Annotated in this window: 17 protein-coding genes; 8 read left to right on the forward strand and 9 right to left on the reverse strand. The window is 46.5% G+C overall.

Annotated features, from left to right (window positions below; genetic code table 11):
* Window positions 1-4: 4 nt before the first annotated feature.
* The gene (locus tag KNO94_RS06975; RefSeq protein ID WP_214778440.1) at window positions 5-1,960 is read left to right on the forward strand and encodes an ATP-binding protein; all 1,956 of its coding nucleotides are present in this window, start codon (window positions 5-7) and stop codon (window positions 1,958-1,960) included.
* A 33-nt stretch (window positions 1,961-1,993) separates the two neighbouring features.
* Here the strand turns inward: KNO94_RS06975 and KNO94_RS06980 are convergent, their stop codons facing one another.
* Window positions 1,994-2,791 carry a glucose 1-dehydrogenase gene (locus KNO94_RS06980; protein ID WP_214778442.1) on the reverse strand — a complete coding sequence of 266 codons (798 nt, stop codon included), beginning with the start codon at window positions 2,789-2,791 and terminating at the stop codon, window positions 1,994-1,996.
* Window positions 2,792-2,992: 201 nt separating this feature from the next.
* Here KNO94_RS06980 and KNO94_RS06985 point away from each other — a divergent pair, with 201 nt between their 5' ends.
* Together KNO94_RS06985 and KNO94_RS06990 are read left to right on the forward strand one after the other, a co-directional pair.
* Window positions 2,993-4,303, forward strand: coding sequence for a hemolysin family protein (locus KNO94_RS06985; protein WP_251125869.1), 1,311 nt, complete (start codon window positions 2,993-2,995; stop codon window positions 4,301-4,303).
* Between the two features lie 198 nt (window positions 4,304-4,501).
* Window positions 4,502-5,494 carry a 5'-3' exonuclease gene (locus KNO94_RS06990; RefSeq protein ID WP_214742592.1) on the forward strand — a complete coding sequence of 331 codons (993 nt, stop codon included), beginning with the start codon at window positions 4,502-4,504 and terminating at the stop codon, window positions 5,492-5,494.
* 15 nt (window positions 5,495-5,509) lie between these two features.
* Here KNO94_RS06990 and KNO94_RS06995 read toward each other — a convergent pair whose 3' ends face one another.
* Window positions 5,510-6,313: a VOC family protein gene (locus tag KNO94_RS06995; RefSeq protein WP_214778446.1), complete on the reverse strand. Its 804-nt coding sequence runs from the start codon at window positions 6,311-6,313 to the stop codon at window positions 5,510-5,512.
* A 104-nt stretch (window positions 6,314-6,417) separates the two neighbouring features.
* Between KNO94_RS06995 and KNO94_RS07000 the strand changes: the two genes are divergently transcribed.
* Both KNO94_RS07000 and KNO94_RS07005 read left to right on the forward strand, forming a co-directional pair.
* Window positions 6,418-6,744 (forward strand): winged helix-turn-helix transcriptional regulator, encoded by a 327-nt coding sequence (locus KNO94_RS07000; protein ID WP_214778448.1) that lies wholly within the window; start codon window positions 6,418-6,420, stop codon window positions 6,742-6,744.
* 63 nt (window positions 6,745-6,807) lie between these two features.
* A complete protein-coding gene (locus KNO94_RS07005) occupies window positions 6,808-7,815 on the forward strand; it encodes a S66 family peptidase (protein WP_214778450.1) in 1,008 nt (335 codons plus the stop codon).
* A gap of 4 nt (window positions 7,816-7,819) precedes the next feature.
* On the opposite strand, the gene KNO94_RS07010 is transcribed toward KNO94_RS07005, so the two are convergent.
* Window positions 7,820-9,010 (reverse strand): helix-turn-helix domain-containing protein, encoded by a 1,191-nt coding sequence (locus KNO94_RS07010; RefSeq protein ID WP_214778452.1) that lies wholly within the window; start codon window positions 9,008-9,010, stop codon window positions 7,820-7,822.
* A 111-nt stretch (window positions 9,011-9,121) separates the two neighbouring features.
* Here KNO94_RS07010 and KNO94_RS07015 point away from each other — a divergent pair, with 111 nt between their 5' ends.
* Window positions 9,122-10,375 (forward strand): MFS transporter, encoded by a 1,254-nt coding sequence (locus KNO94_RS07015; RefSeq protein WP_214778454.1) that lies wholly within the window; start codon window positions 9,122-9,124, stop codon window positions 10,373-10,375.
* Between the two features lie 20 nt (window positions 10,376-10,395).
* On the opposite strand, the gene KNO94_RS07020 is transcribed toward KNO94_RS07015, so the two are convergent.
* From KNO94_RS07020 to KNO94_RS07035, 4 genes are all read right to left on the reverse strand, one after another.
* Entirely contained in the window at window positions 10,396-10,692 is a 297-nt protein-coding gene (locus KNO94_RS07020) for a DUF3817 domain-containing protein (protein ID WP_214742584.1), read from the reverse strand.
* A gap of 80 nt (window positions 10,693-10,772) precedes the next feature.
* Window positions 10,773-11,279 carry a DoxX family membrane protein gene (locus tag KNO94_RS07025; RefSeq protein ID WP_214742581.1) on the reverse strand — a complete coding sequence of 169 codons (507 nt, stop codon included), beginning with the start codon at window positions 11,277-11,279 and terminating at the stop codon, window positions 10,773-10,775.
* A gap of 182 nt (window positions 11,280-11,461) precedes the next feature.
* On the reverse strand, window positions 11,462-11,875 hold the full coding sequence (locus tag KNO94_RS07030; protein ID WP_214778456.1) for a pyridoxamine 5'-phosphate oxidase family protein: 414 nt from the start codon (window positions 11,873-11,875) through the stop codon (window positions 11,462-11,464).
* Window positions 11,876-11,992: 117 nt separating this feature from the next.
* The gene (locus KNO94_RS07035; protein WP_015880427.1) at window positions 11,993-12,193 is read right to left on the reverse strand and encodes a cold-shock protein; all 201 of its coding nucleotides are present in this window, start codon (window positions 12,191-12,193) and stop codon (window positions 11,993-11,995) included.
* Between the two features lie 261 nt (window positions 12,194-12,454).
* On the opposite strand from KNO94_RS07035, the gene KNO94_RS07040 reads away from it, so the two are divergent.
* Entirely contained in the window at window positions 12,455-14,053 is a 1,599-nt protein-coding gene (locus KNO94_RS07040; RefSeq protein ID WP_214778458.1) for a glycoside hydrolase family 55 protein, read from the forward strand.
* Here KNO94_RS07040 and KNO94_RS07045 read toward each other — a convergent pair.
* Together KNO94_RS07045 and KNO94_RS07050 are read right to left on the reverse strand one after the other, a co-directional pair.
* Entirely contained in the window at window positions 14,017-14,523 is a 507-nt protein-coding gene (locus tag KNO94_RS07045; RefSeq protein WP_214778465.1) for a flavodoxin domain-containing protein, read from the reverse strand. The genes KNO94_RS07040 and KNO94_RS07045 overlap by 37 nt on opposite strands.
* Before the next feature lie 103 nt (window positions 14,524-14,626).
* The gene (locus KNO94_RS07050; RefSeq protein ID WP_214778467.1) at window positions 14,627-16,276 is read right to left on the reverse strand and encodes a glycoside hydrolase family 13 protein; all 1,650 of its coding nucleotides are present in this window, start codon (window positions 16,274-16,276) and stop codon (window positions 14,627-14,629) included.
* A 124-nt stretch (window positions 16,277-16,400) separates the two neighbouring features.
* Here KNO94_RS07050 and KNO94_RS07055 point away from each other — a divergent pair, with 124 nt between their 5' ends.
* The gene (locus KNO94_RS07055; protein WP_214778469.1) at window positions 16,401-17,180 is read left to right on the forward strand and encodes an AraC family transcriptional regulator; all 780 of its coding nucleotides are present in this window, start codon (window positions 16,401-16,403) and stop codon (window positions 17,178-17,180) included.
* Window positions 17,181-17,257 lie beyond the last annotated feature (77 nt).

Raw genomic sequence — 17,257 nt, forward strand, 5'->3', positions numbered from 1 at the left:
CTTTATGAAGTCATGGATTGACCAACGGATCGGGAGACAATTTTTATTCGTCTTCTATTTATTCATCGGACTGATCCTCCTCACGTCGCTTGCCGTATATGTGTATACGGAAAACCAAATCGAACAGACGACGTCATCGCTCGAGAACATCAGTGAACGGCGCACGAATGCGACCGAATTGTTCGAGACATGGCAGTCGATGCAATATGAAATGCGCGGATACGTCATCCTTGGAGATGATGCAATGTTAGAACGTGTGCAAGATAAACAAGTCTTGATTGACGAACAGACGACTTGGTTCGAACAGAACGCAGTGACCGAAAAAGAAAAAACATACGCGAGCGATGCGCGTACACTGTTTGTCGCGTATCAGGAACGTGTCATGCCAAGCCTTGAACGTTATGTAGCAGGAAAACGGGACGGTAGTGTAACCGAGCCCTTCTTAAAGATGCCAACGCTCGGTAAGGTGAACCCTCAAAAAGAGCCACCGGCAGATCGTAAATTCAAAATCAATTCGAAAAGTGCCGCGGATATGAGCGCGAGCATCGTCGACATGGAGAGCGTCTTCACGGAATACCGGAACTCACTGAACGCAGAAGAGGATGCACTCCGTGCTCAACTTGCGACACATACGAAGTGGGCACAGGCGCTCTGGCTCCTTTCTTTACTCGGGGTGCTCTTCATTCTCTTCATCGTCGCTCGACCTTACGTCAGACGCTTAACGGGTCAACTCCAGGAATTGATTGAAAACAGTAAACGTCTTGCCGGAGAACGACAACCCGTCGCGACAGCTACCGTTCAATCTAAAAACGAAGTCGGGCAATTGACGACCTCTTTCCGTCAGATGGCTTCCTCTCTCACGACACAACGTCATCGAATCGAGGAAGAACGCGAGAAGACAGCACGACTCCTTCACTCCATCCGTGATGCCGTCATCTACGTCGAACATGCGACAAGCGAAAAATTAGCGAACCAAGCGCTCTTCGTGTTGTTCAATCAGCCGATTACGAAACGAAATGAAGTCGATTTATATCGTTTGGATGCAAGTCTCGAAGAGCTTGGATTACAAGTTGACCAAAAGGATGCCTTTTTCGCGTTCATGGAACGATCATTCGATGGACAATGTAAAGAAGAGAGCGTCACGTTCTCAATGAATCAGGAAGAACGTTTCATTCAAATGTATGCGGAAAAAATTTACTTGAGAGGGACGCGTCACGGGACGATGCTCGTTTTCCGTGATGTGACACACGAAACAGAAGTCGACCGTTTGAAAACTGAACTCGTTTCGACCGTTTCTCACGAACTCCGTACTCCGCTCACGAGTATCATTGGATTCACCGAGCTTCTCCGTTTCCGAAAGCTTTCAGCTGAACGTTCCGAAAAATATTTAGGGATGATTCATCAAGAAACACTGCGTCTCGAAGACCTGATTTCAAACTTACTCGATGTACAACGGATGGAATCCGGAAAACAAACGTACCACAATGAGCCGGAACGCCTGTCTGATATTTTGGAACAGGCCATCACAGTGCATCGAGGATCAAGTCAACATCATCATATTTCGTTTGATTGTCAGGAAGATTTGTATGTATTTGGGGACCGGTCGCGACTCAATCAACTGTTCATGAATTTGCTTCATAATGCCGTGAAATATTCTCCTAATGGCGGAGAAATCAACGTCCGCATCTCATGTGAGCAACCGGATTGGATTGATGTTTCGATTGAAGATCATGGCATCGGGATTCCCCAAACTGCACTCTCGAAGTTGTTTGACAAGTTCTATCGCGTTGACAACTCTGCCAGTCGTAAAATCGGAGGGACCGGTCTCGGGCTTGCGATTTGTAAAGAGATTGCAGAAGGTCACGGTGGAACGATTCACGCGACATCGAGTATTGGAAAAGGCTCTACTTTCACCGTCCGTCTTCCTAAAATGGATATGACCAATCAAATGAGTAGCTAAACGAAAAGAGGGTGCATCAGCGCACCCTCTTGTTTATTGAACTTTATTCTCTGGACCAAATGACGGATAAAGCGAAAGTCCGCCATCCGCAAAAATCGTCGTTCCCGTCACATAGGACGATTCATCCGATGCGAGCCAAGCAGCAACGGCTGCGATTTGTTCCGGCTTCCCGATGACGTGAGATGGGATGAGCGCTTCTAACCCCTTCTTCTCTTCCGGGTCACTCATCGTCTCTTCGTTGATTGGTGTATCAATCGCCCCAGGTGCGATCGCATTGATGCGAATATGATTCGGTGCATACTCGAGGGCGACTGATTTCGTGAACATTTTCACCCCGCCCTTACTTGCTGCGTAATGTGTATAGCCTGGACGTGGAATGACTTCATGAACAGAAGACATGTTAATGATATTGCCTTCGATTTTGTTCTCAACGAAGTACTTCAAGGCAGCACGCACACCAAGGAACGTCCCGTTCAAGTTGACGTCGATAATTTTTTTCCAATTATCGAACTCCATTTCATGTGTTTTTGCTTCGACTTGTACACCGGCATTGTTGACGAAGATATCCATCTTCCCAAACTCAGAGATGGCTTTCTCGATCATCTTCTCGGCGAGTCCTTCTTCCGAAACGTCCCCTTTTACGGCGACAGCCTTCCCACCACCCGCTTCGATGCCGCGGATGACTTCTTCCATCTCTTTTTCACTGCTACGATAGTTCAGGACGACGTTCATCCCTTCTTTTGCGTAACGTTCCCCAATCGCACGTCCAAGTCCCTTCGAACTTCCTGTGATGACTGCGACCTTCCCTTTTAACTCTGGATAGTTTGCCATATCAATTCCTCCTTCATCTTCTCGGATTTAGTTCCCGCATTCCCCTCTTCATCAAACATGTTTGACTGCATTTTGAATAATTCAAACAAATCAACTATACTGAAACAAACTATTCGTTTTCAGGAAGTGCCTGAAAGACGTTTGATCTTATACTCAATGGAGGTGACTCCCCGATTTTTGGGGGAATTGTTGGACAGTCCCATGTTACTCAGCTTACTCGTCGTTGCGCTTTTAATCTTTCTGACTGCTTTTTTTGTAGCAGCCGAATTTTCAATTGTGAAAGTGCGTAGCGCCAGACTCGATCAGCTCGTGCTCGAAGGAAATAAGAAAGCGGTCAGCGCAAAAAAAGTCATCGAAAATATCGACGACTCGCTTTCTGCCTCACAGTTTGGCATTACACTGTCCGCACTAGGTCTCGGGTGGATTGGTGCCGATCAAATCGAAACGTACGTTCACACGTTGGTCGAGCAGTTGAATATTTCACAATCACTCGTGACGTTCTTATCGTTCCTGATTGCGTTTCTCGTCATCGCGTTCGTTCACGTCGTTATCGGAGAATTGGTACCGAAAACGCTTGCTGTTCATGAAGCGGAAAAATTAACGCTCCTCGTTGCACGTCCGCTTTACGTGTTCACGAAACTTTTCTATCCGTTCATCCGTGCCTTGAACAGCATGGCTCGACTCACACTCCGTCTATTCGGTGTTCAGACGACTGCGCAGGAAACGGCACATTCCGAGGAAGAGTTAAAAATCATCATGACAGAAAGCTTCCGTAGTGGTGAAATCAATGAAAATGAGTTGGCCTATGTACAAAACATCTTCTCGTTTGACGAGCGCATCGCCAAAGATGCCATGGTTCCACGGATGAACATGGTCACAATCGATGAAGACGATACGATTGAAGAGATTATTTCCGTTGTCGAAGAGCACCAATATACACGCTATCCGGTCACACGAGATGGCGATCGTGACGACGTGCTCGGATTTGTGAATGCAAAACAACTCTTTACCGCGCAACTTTCAAAAAATGATGCACCGTTTGAGTCATTTATTCATCAATTGCCACTCGTTACCGAGTTCACGCCGCTTCAAGAAGCGATGGTGAAGATGCAAAACGCACAGACAATGATGTGTCTCGTCATCGATGAGTACGGGGGAACTGCCGGCCTCTTAACGATTGAAGATATTTTAGAAGAAATCGTTGGTGAAATCCGCGATGAGTTCGACCGAGATGAACAAGCAGAAATTACAGAAATCGCTCCGAAACATTATCGTCTATCTGGTCTTGTGTTGACACAAGAACTAGAAGAGCGCTTCGGAATTGAGATTGAAGATGATGTCGATACAGTCGGCGGATTCGTTTTATCTCAAAAAGCGAATGCTCGGACAGGCGAACGCTTCCTCTTACCTGGCGATCATGAACTGATTGTCAGTGAAGTCGATAACCACCGCATCGTCTTTGTCGACTTGATTTTAGCCTCACACGATGAGGAAGAACCTGTATCTGAATAAATCTTTTCTTACACCCTTCTTCTTATTTTGAAGAAGGGTTTTTGATGTTCGTACCGAACTGTCGCTATATTTTCGCTTCATGGCGTGATATACTGCACTTATGTTGCTTATTTGAGTGTCACGCACTCAATGACACAACATCACCGAGACATCAGATATGTTCGGTTTAAACAGAAAGAGATAGAAAGAAGGTTACGCATGGAACGCAAACTATTTTTGATTGACGGTAACTCCATGCTGGCCAGTGCTTATTATGGTGCCGCCGCGAGCCGAACGAAAAAAGGACGCGAGGTATCCAAAAACGATCGGAGTGCCGTCATCGGAATGACCGGCCTCATTCGGACGATTCTACGCAGACATCGTCCAACTCATTTTGTCGTCGTCTGGGACGTCTCACGTGAAACATTATGGCGTCGAGAGTTATACCCGGGCTATAAACGCCGCAGACGCCAAACACCGCCTGAATTGAAAGCGCAGATGGAACTCATGCGCCAACTACTTGAGGATAGTGGCATTCCACAATTCCAAGTAGAGGGATATGAAGGGGAAGATTTGATTGCCCACATCGCTCGTAAATTCAGTTGCAGTGCCCCTGTGGTCATCATGACAAAAGACAAAGACTTGTTACAGCTTGTCAGTCCACGAATCACCGTTTGGTTACAGACACAGGAGCTTCAGCAAATGCAGGCTCGCTGTGACATTCGTGATAACCGTCCGTTGCCGCTTAAGCGTCATTTAGAAATTCGACCAGAAGAGATTGCGGCGTTATACGAAGGATTGAAACCGAAGCAATTGTCAGCCGTCAAAGCGTTGACAGGAGACCGTTCTGACGGGATTCCTCCAGTTGCAGGACTCGACGAAAGCCAATCGGTTCAACTCATCAAGCGATTCGGTTCGCTTGATAAGCTGTATTCTGCCTTGAGTATCAAGGGTGACAAACGACAACAAGTAAATGAAACGATCGCGGCACTGACGTCAGAGGAGGTGCCCCGTAACTTGAGACGAACACGCAAAAAAGCAGAGCGCAACATGGAGCTCGTTCGTCTTGATGTCACGGTGCCGGCACTTGACCACTTGAAACTAGCTCATCTCGAGCTCAGTCTCAACCCAAAACGAGTCGAGCAAGCGTATCAAAAACGCGGACTTCGTCTCTCGTTTAACGCAAGTCAGAAGAAAACATCCGCACGTTAAAAAAGAACGGTCGCTTCAAGCGTCCGTTCTTTTAATATGCACCGTAATCCCATCTTCATCCGTCAATGACCATTCAGACGACGTCCCTCCTAATGCCTGATTCGTCTCCTCATTGACGAGCAGCGTCCATGCCTCGATTCCAGCTTCCGCTCCGAGAGTTTCACTCGAACGGGCCCACACGTTCGTCCCAATGTGATGATGATAGCCATCTGCCGCAAGGAACAGCGCGCCTGGATAAGAATCTGTCGTGATAGAAAAACCGAGTCGCTCATGATAGAAGCGTTTCGCCGCTTCGATGGACCGGACTTTAAAATGGACATGTCCCATGATCGTACCAATTGGTAAGCCATTGAACGGTCGATTGCTCGCCTCTTGAAGCATCGATTCATAGTCGACCGGTTCAGTCGCCATTTTCACATGACCGTTTGCTTCATACGACCATTGTTCTCTCGGACGATCGGCGTACAGCTCAATCCCGTTTCCTTCCGGATCATTTAAGTAGAACGCCTCACTCACTAAATGATCGCCTTGTCCGACTTCGATGCGCTGCTCAATGAGATGCGCCAATATACTTCCTAACTCCACGCGACTCGGCAAGAGAATCGCTAAGTGAAACAACCCAGCCGCACGCGGATTTGTCTTCGCTTGCGGGACACTGTGCAAGATGACAAGTGAACGCTCCTTCGTTCCGAGCGTAACCCATTCTTCGGCTTCTTCTAAAACGCTCATCCCAATCACATTTACATAAAATCGTGTCATTTGTGCGATATCTCGGACACGTAACGTCACCGGTCCTAATTCAATATTCTCAATTTTCATTTCATCACCTCACCTTCACTATACCCGCTCGGCTCACATTGCAGAAGTAGGCACAAAAAGGTGGTATAGTTACCTCAACGATACTATTAGAAAGGAAGAGCAATGTGGCCAACATAACAAGCTGCGAAGTCGATACGGCTCTCGAGCTGATCACAGGAAAATGGAAACACTCCATCCTCCTCGTTCTGATCAATGGAGATACATTACGCTTCAGTGAGTTGAAGCGAGCGTTACCGAAAATCAGTCAAAAGATATTGACCGCGCAACTCCGCGACTTAGAAGAACAAGATATTGTCATCCGAACCGTCTATCCAGAAGTCCCTCCCCGCGTCGATTATCGCTTAAGTGAGTATGGAAAAACACTGATCCCGATTCTCGAAGCGATGAACGAATGGGGAATGCGTCACGCTGAACGGATGCGCTCCAATTAGTTGTCCACATGTGGATAACCTGTTTCTTTTACCGTACACATCACTTATCCACAGGAGGTCGTCATGATTCGTTATCCACAATTGACCGGGCATCACGTTGGTGTCACCGCCCCTTCGTCAGGTATACCAACAGAATTACATCATTTATTGCATCAAGCGGACAATAAGTTTTCCAACCGAGGATTTACGCTACAGTTCACTCCGAATGCGTGGAAACAACAATTCGGGAAGTCCGCCCCGGCTCGGGTACGCGCCCACGAACTGACACATCTCCTGCAGGACGATACTGTCGATTTGATCATTCCGCCTTGGGGTGGAGAACTTTTAATGGAGATTCTCGATCAAATCGAATGGCAGTCCTTACCCGCAAAATGGATGCTCGGTTACTCGGATACGAGTTTATTGCTCTTCGTCTATACGCTAAAAACCGGAATCGCCTCGGCACATGGTCCGAATTTAGTCGACTTGCGTGCGGATATGTGGGACGAGACGAGTTCACGCTGGCTCGATGTCCTCTCGACCCGCGTAGATGAGACAGTCATCCAACGCTCATCGGAGAAATTCCAAAAAGAATGGCAACATGACAATCCGACGCCAAATCTGTTTCATTTGACGGAAACGACTGAATGGAAAGCCGTCGGTGGTCAACATGCGACTGGTCGATTGCTCGGTGGATGTCTTGACGTGCTCTTACATACAATCGGGACACCGTATGGAGACGTCAGAGCGTTCCAACGCGAGCATCTGAACGATGAACCAATCCTTTGGTATTTTGAGAATGCAGAGCTGAACGTTCCGGCATTAAAAAGGACCCTCCTTCAAATGAAGTGGGCCGGTTGGTTCAATCATACGTCTGGTATTCTATTTGGACGGAGTGAGGCGCCATCTGTGCATCAAGACTATACGGCCGAGATGGTGTATGAAGAGTTCCATCACTTGCTCGGAGTTCCTATCTTTTTCGATATCGACTGCGGACACGTTCCCCCGCAGATGACGATCGTCAATGGGGCACACGCTTCTGTGCAAGTCGAGCATGGCAAAGGGACATTGATTCAAACGTTCAAGGGCTGATCCGTCAGCCCTTGATTTGTTGTAGTAATAATTCTAGACGTTTGCGAAACAGACCTTCGGGAAATTCTCGTACTTTTTCTTTGATGACCGGTACCCAGTCGTCTCCGCATCCGTTCAATGTTCCCCTTAATAATCCTTCGTAGTAAATCGCGACATCGACTAAACTATGTGCTCCCCACTCGTCTCTGTTTTCCCAAAGTGCTAATAAACACTCTCTTCCTTTTTCCGATTCTCCCTGAAAAGCGTAGTACACACCTTTCGCCATCGCAATTGCCGCAATAAACGGTTCAATCTCTGTCGTGAGCGATTCCATCAACTTGACGTTTTCCTCTAACAAATCGATATGTCTAAATTCCATCGCATAGAGTGCTTCAGAAAGTGCCACTTTAATTTCTGCCACGCGGTCTTCAGTGAATTGAATATATTGCTTCGCCTTTTGTAAAGATTCATGAACTTGCTTCTCATCCTTCAAATAAAGGGCACAAATCGAAATGGTGCGATACACGTCGTCCGCTCGGTAGTAGATTCTTGTCCGTTTCATATACTCGAGCACGTCTTCAAGCTGTCGAATCGAATCTTCCAAATCCTCATTACAAAGAAGATTCTTAAAAACAATCAACATAGCATATTCAGTTCGTGTTTTTGTTTTCATATATTTCGCATCAAGAAGCTCAATCGCATCAATCCGTTCAATTGATTCTTCATATCGATTCCACATCAATAAATAATAAGCCTGGCTGATTCGTCCCATCGCCAATTCATCCAATTCACCTAGCTTCTCGAAAATTTCGATAGCACGGTCGTAATAGGTCAATACCTTCTCATTTTCTCCTTCTTGAAAATACGTATCCCCGTACAACATGTATGCTTTACCTTGCCACACGGAGTTCATTTCTTCTTTTAAGTATGGGGAAAGCATCTGTCGTATTTCTTGATCTGACCGCGAAACGAGTGTCATTTCTTCATATTCTAACTGTTCGACCATCGTTTGTAGTTCGACTTCTTTCGGATCAGTCAATAACTGCTGCATCGAGACATCTAACCGACTGGCGAGTTCTCGTAAGCTACGCATCGATGCCTCTGCTTTCCCATTTTCAATCATACTGAGCATCGATTTCGTGACGATTCCTTCTGCCAACTGCGTTTGAGTCATTTTTTTCTGTTTTCGTAATGCTTTAATGCGTTCTCCAATCATATAACACCTCTATAAGTTAAATTATATTGAACTTTTTTGTTTACATTTCACTCTATTGCCTTTATGATAATGTTAAATCACATTTAACTAATTTGCAAAGGAGTGTTCTCTATGAAATTCTTTTCTTCCAATTTATCGATTTTATTACTCGGTAAATTCATGTCACTGTTCGCATCCAACTTATTTACGTTCGTGGCGGGACTCACGGTATTGACGACGACTGGGTCTGGATTACAATTCGCCTTTGTCTTACTGGCGGGCACATTGCCACGTGTACTTTTGTCGCCATTTGCCGGCGCTTATGCGGACAAACTTGACCGAAAACGAGTCATCATCAAGATGGAGTCTTTGAATGGGGGATTATTTATACTCGCAGGTGCGGGAAGCTTGCTTTGGACGTTCCAAGCACCTGCCTTTTATATCATCACATTCTTCTTATCTATCGTCTCCACCTTCTTATCAGTCACGCTATCGAGTTCAATCCCACTTCTATTTGAAGAGGAAGAGCTTCAACGTGCTAACTCTCTTATTCAGAGCATCATCTCCATCTCAAGTATCGGCACTCCGCTTCTTGCCGGAGCACTGTTTAAACTCATACCAATTCCAGCGTTTTTATTCAGCTCAGCCCTATTCTTCATGGTTGCCGCCTTACTCGCTTCTCGACTCACATTTCATCAGAAAGTGGTTGCTCCAACCGAACAATCCACTTGGGAAGATGTACGGTCTGGTCTCTCTTATTTGAAGCAGCAACGAGTATTATGGACAGTCGCCGTTCTAGCTGCATTCTTAAACTTCTTTTTCGTCGCTTCAGAAGTGTTGTTCCCGATTGCCGCGTTACAAGAAGTCGGCGTATCCCCGTTTCAGTTCGGACTACTTGAAAGCATGGTCGCCATTGGGTTTTTAGTCGCTTCCTTACTTCATGCCTTACCGTTATTCAAAATCAAACATCGCTTAGCTACGATGCGATCCGCGTTGACCATTCTTAGTGTCCTGTTTGTCGGACCTGCCATTCCATTATATTTTAACTTCAACGTCCTCACGTCGCTTTTCTTTTTCGCGATATTCGCTTTATTGAGTGGTTTCTTGATTGTGCGTGTCAACATCCCGATCCAATTGTTCCTCCAAACGAATACAGATTCAAACTATTTAGGACGCGTGATCGGCGTACTCGAGTCCCTCGCGATGGGTATCACGCCAATCGGTTTTATTCTATTCGGGGTATTGAGCGATCTTATACCAGTTGCACATTTATACACTGCATGTATGATTGGTCTACTCCTATGTACATTCACGCTCACATATCGTATCCGTCATGACATTCGAGCAGAACGAGCAACAGCTCAATCAATGGAACAAGTGTCCTAACGAAAAAGACATCGAACGAATCAGTTCGATGTCTTCTCTGTTGACGGGAGTACCCGTTTTTCTAATAAAAATGGTCCAAATGGGATGACCGATGCCATCACGGCAAGCGTCAACACTTTGAATCCCCAGCGGTAGCGCCATGCCATATAGATGGCTGCAAGTACGTAGGCAACAAACAAGAACCCGTGTGCCGCACCGACGATACTTACCGCGAGTGGGATACCGGCCATATACTTGAGTGGCATCGCAATCAATAGTAACAACAGGAAGGATACCCCTTCTGTGTAACCAAGCCATTTAAAATGAGTCGTAGTCATATGCGTTCTCCTTTATCTCTGTAGGCTATATCTATCGTAGCCGAAACATGAGAGATTTGTCACAGGAGAGAGCACGGAATTTACGAGGCTATTTGACGATTTGGTGAACGGTGCATGACTTTCGTTTCGACAAAGCGACGAAGGAACAATCCATCCACACCGATTTTTCCAGCATTATGTCCAGCCACCAAAATCAATACAGATACGATTAACATGGTCGGGTTCGTACTGACCGTTCCAGAAAGTAAGAAGGCCATATTCATAACCAATCCGAAGAACGCCGCGCTACGTGTGAGTGCACCGAGCAATAATCCAAGACCGACTAAGAACTCGCCGTAAGGAATGAGGACATCGAATAATCCAGCGTTCGGAATCGCAAAGTTTTCCAAGAATGCAGCCCACCATCCTGCGACGGCTGGATGATCTCCAGTTGCGAGAGTCAGTGCGTTATTTAAAAAACCTTCCGTTCCAAAACCACCTGTGAGTTTACCCCACCCTGCTGTTAACCAATGATAACCGAGCCATACACGCAACACTGTCAAGATGGCTGTGGCAATGTTGTGATTTTGCCAAAATTTCGTGAACATGATGATTCCTCCCTTTCAAGAAGTTGAATAAATGAATAATGTGATTACATTCACAATATACCATTCATGCTCAACTATTCACATATATATTTACCTTTGTTCATGATTCGTTCATATGTATGCCATATTCTATTCACATTCATCCAAAAAAAAGACACCTGATTTAGGTGCCTTTAAGGAAATTATAGTGTCACTTCTTGAGGTGGCTGACCTTTTTTGTTCATTACACGCATCGATTCTGGTTCGATTTTGAGAATAACGAGTTTTGGATCGTCTGGTCCGTCGAACCAGCCCTCGAGTTTGTCATTCCATACTTTTTCTTTCATCGATTCATCATCTGAAACGGTCGCTTTCCCTAAGATTTCTAAGTAGGTGTCGCCCACTCCATCTCCGTCATAACCAATTAAAATATGTGTATATGGATTCTTCTCTAATTCCTCCACTTTATCTGTCTCATTTGAAGTTGCCGTATAGAGTGTGAGATCATCATGGAAAAATGTCATGTATCGACTATGTGGTTTTACCTTATACACCGTAGCCATCGTACCGACATCACTCGAATCTAGGATTTTCAAAGCTGTTTCTTTTGCACTCATTCCAAATTCCTCCTTCATGATTTGTCGCTCGTATACTGTTCCCTCAAACTATAGGATTAAACACAAAAAAACCTGCTCGCCGATGCGAGCAGGTATCATATTCCTTAGAAAGGAAGATTAGATTTTTTCAACGTTAGAAGCTTGTGGTCCACGAGCTCCGTCAGTGATTTCGAAAGTTACTTCTTGGCCTTCTTCAAGTGTTTTGAAGCCGTCGCCTTGGATTGCTGAGAAGTGTACGAATACGTCGTCTCCGCCTTCCATTTCGATGAAGCCGTAACCTTTTTCTGAGTTAAACCATTTTACTTTACCTGTGTTCATGAATGAACCCTCCTGAAATAAACGCTATGCGTTATAGTAGTGCCTTACTAGAAAAAACTTGACCAAAAAAAATACAAGCCTTTGGATTATCTAATGAAAAATAATCCCAAGCACTTGTGAATTATGATTCCAGCTATTCTTAATTAAGCACATACTGAATATAACACGACTAGATGCTTCTGTCTAGTAAATACTTCTGATTGCTAAAAAACGGACCGAAACGGGTACAAGCTAGAGAAGATGACGCTAGGAGGATTTATGATGAACCACATACCTGAACAACAGTCCATTGCATCAATGATTGCCTCTTATTCCGATTGGTCCGAAGAAGATTTAATTCCACAAACGCTCGAATGGCATAAAGCTACGCGTGAAACGTCTTACTCAAAGAAACAACAAACCATCCCTTGTCGGATTCCGTTGACGGAACGGATCACCCCTGTCGAAACGTCACTCCCGCTCGAACTCGTTGACGGAATTGTTCGCCCCGTCTGGATGCGCCGGCTCGATGCTGAATATTTGAACTTGATGCAGACGACGAAACAACACGTCGATGTTACGAACTATGGCGCTGTCGGAGATGGAAAAACGGATTGTACCCTCGCCTTTCGTCTTGCCATCCGCTCGAACCGGCGCGTCTTCGTCCCGGCAGGTGTGTATGTCGTGCGAGGCATCCGTCTTCCTTCGAACTGTGCGCTCGAAGGCGCCGGACAAGATGTCACGATTCTCAAACTATCTGACCGTGCACCGAAGCATCGCCGACTCTTACGGAACGCTACGCCTTTTGCCGGAAATCACCACATCGAGGTATCTCATCTGACACTCGATTGGAACGTTGCACGATTAGGCGATGTGAAACGGACGACGAGCGGTGACACGACATCGAGCGCCTTAACGTTTGCGCATGTGACGTATGGCTGGGTGCATCATGTGACAGCTAAAAATGCCGGTCTTCATGCGTTCGACATCACGTCTCCGCACTATCATTACTTAGGAGACGGACTTCGTGCGGCAAACGGGAGCCGATATATCCATCTCGACCATCTCGAAGCGACGAATTACGGGGATGACGGGATCACGACACATCACAGTGATGCCATCTACATCACTAACTGCTACTGTCACCATCCTCATGGACGGACACACGCCTTAGAATTCTCCAACTCGAACGGAATCGAGATTGATGACGGATCGAGACACGTCACGCTCGTTCACAATAGAACGGAAGGGTGTTTTGGAGGCATCGAAGTAAAAGCACATGGAACGTCGTCAGCAGCACACGATGTCCATATCTTCGGGCATCTCTCCGTTCACGACAATCGCTCGTTTAACTTCCGCCACATCGGTCATCATTTGGCAGACGACCCGAATTCAGAAACGGCCCGCTTCCTATCTGGTACGAACTTAGTGTCCCTCGAGCCGATTCACAGTTCGTTGTATGCAAAATCCTCACCCCGAAGTCTGGTCGTTTCTGCCTACCAGGATGTCTTGATTCATGGATTGACTGCAATCGGAGATCCACTTTACGATTACGAACAGCACCCGGCGCTTGCGATTCAATACAAATCGAGACGCGTTCAACTGAAGCGTGTCTCCGTACACGGGTTCACCACAGCCCGAGCCGACCTCGAACTGTTCGGAGGAGATAACCGGACCGATGATGTGAGCATCGAACAAGTACGATGCCACGAATCGGCACCCATCGCCCTAAAAATCGGTCGTCAACTCGAACACCTCGCCCTTCAACAGATTGAAGGGCAGAAAAAAAGCGGAGATGTGCTCATCTCCACGAAAAGTCCGATTGATGCGAAAGACTTGCTCGCTCAGGGATTTTCAGATCGTGTCCGTTCGGATGTTTGAGCCGCCTCCACGAGCTGGTTTAATTTGCTCTCATCGAGTTCAAGTGAGCTTTCTTTCTGTTTGGCCATCATGCGGACGATTGCTTTGTCCAAAAAGCCCATTCGTTCAAAGTCATAGCCGCTCCCGACGACCTCGACGAAATAAGCATGGTTGCGGAGTGTGGAACGATACGCTTCTTCTAGCTCACGAATCCGTTCGGACTCTGTCGGTGTTCCCGCACACAAGTACAAGGCGAGAGGGCGCTCAAGCAAGCGTGCTTCATGAAGCGTCAACCATTCCTTCATCTTGTCTTGGATGGTGCCCATCCGAATCGAGCTGCCGACGATGACGTGATCTACCATTTCCCACATGATGTCTGGCTCTTCTACGATATTTTGGACACGAACGTCACCCGATAGACGTTCGGCGAGTAAAGCCGCCACTTTTTCACTCGTCCCATATCTGGAAGAGTACGCAATCAAAGTACCCATGTCGTTCCCTCTTTTCATGTCAGACGTTACTTACATTATTCCCGAATCATCGTGAGAAGATACGTATGCACTCAAAAAAGCTCGCCGTCTGGCGAGCTTTTCGTCACAGTTTATACACTTGTGCCTCGTAAGGACGAAGGGTGAACGGTTCAATCGGTTCCATATTTCCAATGACACGTTCTTTCACGTCATATGGTAACTCTCGTTGTTGTGTCTCGCCGGAGAAGTTACAGAGTACGAGCCAGGTCTCACCTTCGAACGACCGTGTGAACGCATAAACCGCCTCATCTTCCGGTAACAACAGCTCATACTTCCCGTAGACGATTAGCGGGTTCGCTTTACGGAGCGCAATCAACTGACGGTAGTAATGGAAGAGTGAATTCGGATCTTTTCGTGCCGCTTCCGCGTTGATGTCGACATAGTTCGGGTTGACCTCAATCCAAGGCGTCCCTGTCGTAAATCCACCATGTGCTTCGTCTGACCACTGTACCGGTGTGCGTGAATTATCACGTCCTCGCTCATGGATGCCACGGAAAATCTCGTCGTGCGTCAATAACCTGTTTGATGTGTAATCACGATAGGCGTTCAACGTCTCAATGTCCCGATACTGGTCAATGGAGTCAAAGGCGACGTTCGTCATGCCGAACTCTTCCCCTTGATAAATGTACGGTGTCCCTTTCAATAGATGAAGAAGTGTCGCGAGCATCTTCCCGGAGCGGACGCGATACTCGGGCGAATCGTTCCCGAAGCGTGAGATGGCACGAGGTTGGTCATGGTTACTCCAGTACAAGCTGTTCCACCCTTCCTCTTCGAGCCCTTCTTGCCAACGCGAGAAAATCGTCTTCAACTCTGTGAGTTTCCAGTCCGTCGGATTCCACTTCCCGAAGCTCCCGTTCCCGACATCCACGTGTTCAAAATGAAAGACCATGTTCAATTCGTTGCGGTCTTCTCCCGTATAGAGCTTCGCTTCGTCCACACTGACCCCTGGCATCTCCCCGACCGTGATCGTGTCGTATTTCGACAAGACTTCTCGATTCATCTCCTGCATGAATTCATGGATGCGTGGTCCGTTAAAGAAGAATGGCGTGCCGTCACCATACCCCGTCCCTCGCGTTTGACCATCAGGATAGCTTTGATCTTTTGAAATCATATTGATGACGTCCATCCGGAACCCGTCGACCCCTTTATCGAGCCAATATGTCATGAGGTCGTACACTTCACGACGAAGCGCCTCGCTTTCCCAGTTCAAATCCGGTTGTTTCTTACTGAAGAGATGGAGGTAGTACTCATCGCTCGCTTCGTCATATTGCCACGCGCTGCCGCCAAAGAAGGCCCCCCAGTTCGTTGGAGGTTGACCATCTTTCCCTTTTTTCCAAATGTAGTAGTCACGGTATGGACTGTCTTTTGAAGAACGCGACTCCATGAACCATTGGTGCTCATCCGAAGAATGGTTGACGACGAGGTCCATCATGATTTTAATGCCGTGACGATGCGCTTCTTCAAGCATCGCATCAAAATCATCCATCGTACCAAACTCGTCCATGATGGCACGGTAATCACGGATATCGTATCCATTATCGTCGTTCGGTGAATCGTATACCGGCGAGAGCCAGATGACGTCGATTCCGAGCTCTGCCAAATAAGACATCTTTTCTGTGATCCCTTGAATATCGCCGATCCCATCTCCGTTTGAGTCATTGAAGCTACGTGGATAAATTTGATATACGACCGCTTCTTTCCACCATTGTTTCATGTTAGGTCCTCCTTGAAGTTCGTTTTCCGTTTCAACGCTTTCATCGTACTGCCTTCAAGTTTCCGAGACCATTCATGATATGATTAAAATATGCACAATTTTGCTATTAAATGAGGAGATTATTATGGAAATCGGCTTTTGTGGCTATTCGTACCATACAACGACTTATACTTTTCCATTCGCTACTACACTAGACACCTATTTAATACGTCTGCAAACAGAAGGGACGGCACGGGTTGTCGTAAACGGAGAAACGATGTTGACACGCCCCGGTGACTTGTTACTCGTTTCTCCCGGAGATTTTTATGAATTGCATGTCGATACGCCTGCGAGCGGAGACTATCATATTTTTTGTACCGGCTCCTCCATTGATTCATGGTGGGACGCCATTCCGCGCGAGCGCATCTATTCTATAAACGTTGACCCCCGACTACTCTCCCTTTGGCAACATATTACGGAAGAAGTACGTCGGCCACCCTCTGAACAGAGCGATGCCTTAATCGAAACGCTCGTACAGGCTCTTTTACTCATGCTTGATCGTTCGACGCAAGATGCCCATGTCCATTCTCGCCCCCCCGTCGTCTCACGCATGATGCGCTTCATCGAGGCACGTGTAACAACTGACTTCAAAGTGGCGGATGTCGCCACTGCGGTCGGACTCAGTGTTTCAAGAACCGTCCATCTCTTTAAAGAAAACACTGGAATGACCATCATCGAATATGCACAATCAATTCGTCTTCAGCTTGCCGAGGAGCAAATGCGCTATACGAAACATTCATTAGAAACGATTTCAGAACTGTCTGGATTTCGAAGTTATCCATATTTCCACAGAATTTTTAAACGAAAATATGGCGTCGCACCGGGGGTTTATCGCACTCTTCAACAAAAAAACGAAAAAAAATAAAAAAAGAGTGATCCATTTTTTGAACCGCTCCGTTAGATGGGTGTAAATAACGACAACACTCACTTACGAAAAGGAGC

Origin of the sequence: Exiguobacterium sp. s22, assembly GCF_018617455.1 — a bacterium.
Classification (GTDB): Bacteria; Bacillota; Bacilli; order Exiguobacteriales; family Exiguobacteriaceae; genus Exiguobacterium.